The organism is Trebonia sp., assembly GCF_030042015.1.
Taxonomy (GTDB): domain Bacteria; phylum Actinomycetota; class Actinomycetes; order Streptosporangiales; family Streptosporangiaceae; genus Trebonia.
The window spans coordinates 1-3,022 of the sequence record NZ_JASIAL010000448.1; the positions used below are offsets into that span (position 1 = coordinate 1).

Annotated in this window: 3 protein-coding genes; 2 read left to right on the plus strand and 1 reads right to left on the minus strand. The window is 74.4% G+C overall.

Going from position 1 to position 3,022, the window contains the following annotated elements:
• On the plus strand, positions 1–275 hold a 275-nt coding region (locus Q1N79_RS24120), incomplete at its 5' end, for a hypothetical protein (RefSeq protein ID WP_300612718.1).
• A complete protein-coding gene (locus Q1N79_RS24125) occupies positions 275–1,432 on the plus strand; it encodes a hypothetical protein (protein ID WP_300612720.1) in 1,158 nt (385 codons plus the stop codon). The genes Q1N79_RS24120 and Q1N79_RS24125, both read left to right, overlap by 1 nt.
• On the opposite strand, the gene Q1N79_RS24130 is transcribed toward Q1N79_RS24125, so the two are convergent.
• Positions 1,422–3,022: FtsK/SpoIIIE domain-containing protein (locus Q1N79_RS24130; RefSeq protein WP_300612722.1), on the minus strand; the 1,601-nt coding region annotated here is incomplete at its 5' end. The two genes, Q1N79_RS24125 and Q1N79_RS24130, sit on opposite strands and share 11 nt — an antisense overlap.

Below are 3,022 nucleotides of genomic sequence, written 5' to 3' on the forward strand. Positions count from 1 at the left end.
ACTTCGGCGCGCTGAACTGGGGCGCGTCACAGCTGGACCAGGCCGCCGGGTCGTTCGGGCAGGCAGGCGGGCAGATCGCCGGCACGCCGGGCGCCGCGGCGCCCGGCAACGCCTCAGGGCTGCTTGACCGGGTCCTCGCCGAGCTCGGCGGCGCCCTGGGCCGGGCCGGCGCCGAGCTCGGCGAGGTCGCCGGGCACCTGTCCGCCACCGCCGCCACCTACGAGAACACCGAACGGGCGCTGGCGGGGTGGCTGGTTCCCGGGGGCAGGCCCTGATGGGCAGCCTCGGGCTCGCCGGCGACCCGGACGGGTGGCTGCACGCCGGGTACACGATCAACACGCTGATGGACCAGCTGGACAGCGACCTCGACACCGCCGACCGGGCCGGCGGATCCGGGCTTCGGCTGGCCTGGGCCGGGCCCGTGGCGGACGCCTTCACGCAGGACTGGGGCAGCCGGCGCGCCCGGTACGAGGACCTGATCGCCAGCGCCAGGTCCGGCGCCTCGGCGATCATCGAGTTCGGCGAGCGGCTCGCCGACCTGCTCCGCCGGGCCTACCAGCTAGAGCAGTACTGGTGCGGCTGCGGGCTGACCCTGCTCGACGGCGCCGAGCACTTCCTGCTGCCCTGGGGCTTCGAGCACATGCCCGACGGCACCCAGCTGTCGCTGCGGCAGTGCCTGGAGGACTCCGAGCGCGACATCGGCGCGATGTGGAACGACGTCACCGCCGCGGTCGATGACCTGGTGACCGGCCTGGAGTCGGTGCTCGAGGCCCTGGGGGACTTCCAGCTCCTCGCGGTCGGCGGGGTGGCGTGGGTCCTCGGGCAGTACCTCGGCGGCTATATCACGGACCCGTTCAGCCTCATCGCCGACGGCGTCAGCGTGCTCAAGTACAACATCGACACCACCGCGAGCGACGCCCTCGACGACGCGATGCGGCTGGAGACCGCGGCGTGGCAGGACGGCAGCCAGGCCGTGGAAGGCGCCGCGGACGACGCGTTCGACGACGCAGAGACCGCCGTGGCGGCGGCAGGCAAATTCGACGGCTACGCCGATGTGGCCGGCCATGTGGCCTTCATCGCCTCGGCGGTGCTGACGGTATGGCAGGTCCGTGACTCCATCCGCAAGCACGGGGTGCTGGCCGGGATTGAAGACAACGCGGGCGGCATCGCTTCGCTCGCGGCCGCTCCGGTGATCGGCGCGATCGGTGTGACGGTCGCGGCGGCGATCCTGCCCGAGGCCGCGGTGGGCGTCGGCGCCGTGGTGATCGCTGGCGTCGTCGGCGTCGGGGTCAGCTATGGCGTTCAGTGGGCCGTCGATCACAACAAGAAGACGATCAACCACGTGGTCCACTCGGTCGGCGACGGCGTCACCGATGCCGCGCAGTGGGCGGGAAACCACGTCAGCGACCTGCCGAGCTGGCTCACCAACTGACGGTCGGCTCCGGGACCTGGACGAGGACCGGCTGCCCCGCCTGGACGAGGTAACCCCGGCCAGGGCAGGCCGCCCGGTCGCCGACGGCGCTGCGCGGCAGTCTGGCGCCGAACAGCGCCGTCCCCTGCTGCGCGTCCTCGGGGGCGAGCAGCAGTCCGCACTTGAACTGGCGGGCGAGCACGGTGAAGTTCCGCGTGCCGCGGGCCAGCTCCGCGGACGTGCCCGCGACCACGAGCGCCTGCCCCATGCTGCGGCCCTCGCCGGGGATCTGGGACAGCAGCTGGTCGATCGGCGCGTTGACCAGCGTCTCGGCGTCGTCGACGAGCACGGCGACCGGCCCGTCGGCCTGCTGCAGCAGCTCGAGCAGTTTGGCCATGTCCGGGCTCGGGTCGGTGAACACCGCAAGCACCCCGGCCTGGCCGGCCAGGTCACGCAGCGGCGACTCGCGCGGCGCGAGGCCGATGACCGAGGTGCCCGCCTCGAGCAGCGACGCGGCGATGACGAGCAGCGCGGTGCTGCGGCCGGACAGCGGCGGCCCCGCGATCGCGAACCCGGGGAACCGGGTCAGGTCGGCGCCGAGCCAGCCGAGGTCGTCCCCGCCGACGCCGACGGCAGGCCGCAGCTGCCCGCGCCCGGACCAGCCGGGCAGTGAAACCGCCTGGGCGAGCGTGATCCGCGACGGCAGCGGGTCGACCCGCAGCGGCGCCGGCGCCGGATTCGGGTACGCGGCCCCGGCCTGCTGGATGAGCGCCTCGACCGCCACGGTCTGCGCGCCGCCGCTGGGATCGGCGCCGGCGAAGGCGATCTGGACTTCCGTGCCATCGGGCAGCATGACACCGCGCCCCTCGGTGGGCTTGTCAGGCATCGCGCCCCTGGGGACGCCCGCGAGCAGCAGATCGCCGGCATTGGCCAGGCGCAGCACGGTCCGCTGCGGAAACTGGCTGGAAGCCCGCGCCAGTGCGGTCTTGTCGCCGGTCGCGACCACCCGCAGCCCCGCGCCCGCGCCCTCGCTGAGCAGCCGGTTCAGCAAGCCCGTCAGCCGCATGTTGTCGAGCTGCCCGAGGTCCTCCGCGAAGCTCTCCCAGCGGTCGAGCAGCAGCACCAGGTAGGGCAGCCGGTCCGGGCCTGGCACGGCACGGCGCTGTTCGGTGACCGAGGAGAAGCCGGCGGCCGACAGCAGCTCCTGGCGCCTGGCGACCTCCGCGGCGAGCCGGTCAAGCAGCCGTCCGGCCCGCTCCTTCTCGCTGCGGCGCACGACGGCGCCGCAGTGCGGCAGCCGCTGCAGCGGCGCCAGCGCGCCCGCGTCGCAGTCGAGCACGTACAGGTGCACGTCGCTGGGGGAGTAGCCAGCCGCGATCCGCGCCGCGATCGTGCGCAGCGCGGTCGTCCGGCCGGACTGCGGCGCGCCGCCGATCAGCAGGTGCGTGCCCGCCTCCAGGTCGAGCTCGAGGAGCCGCTGCGCCTGCTCGGCGGGCCTGTCCTCCGCCCCGTAGACGACGGGCGGCAGGGCGCCGCCCGCGCGTGCCCGCGCGGCCGGCAGGCTGTGCAGCGGGATCAGCGCGGGCAGCGGGTCCAGCCAGGCGCGGTGCG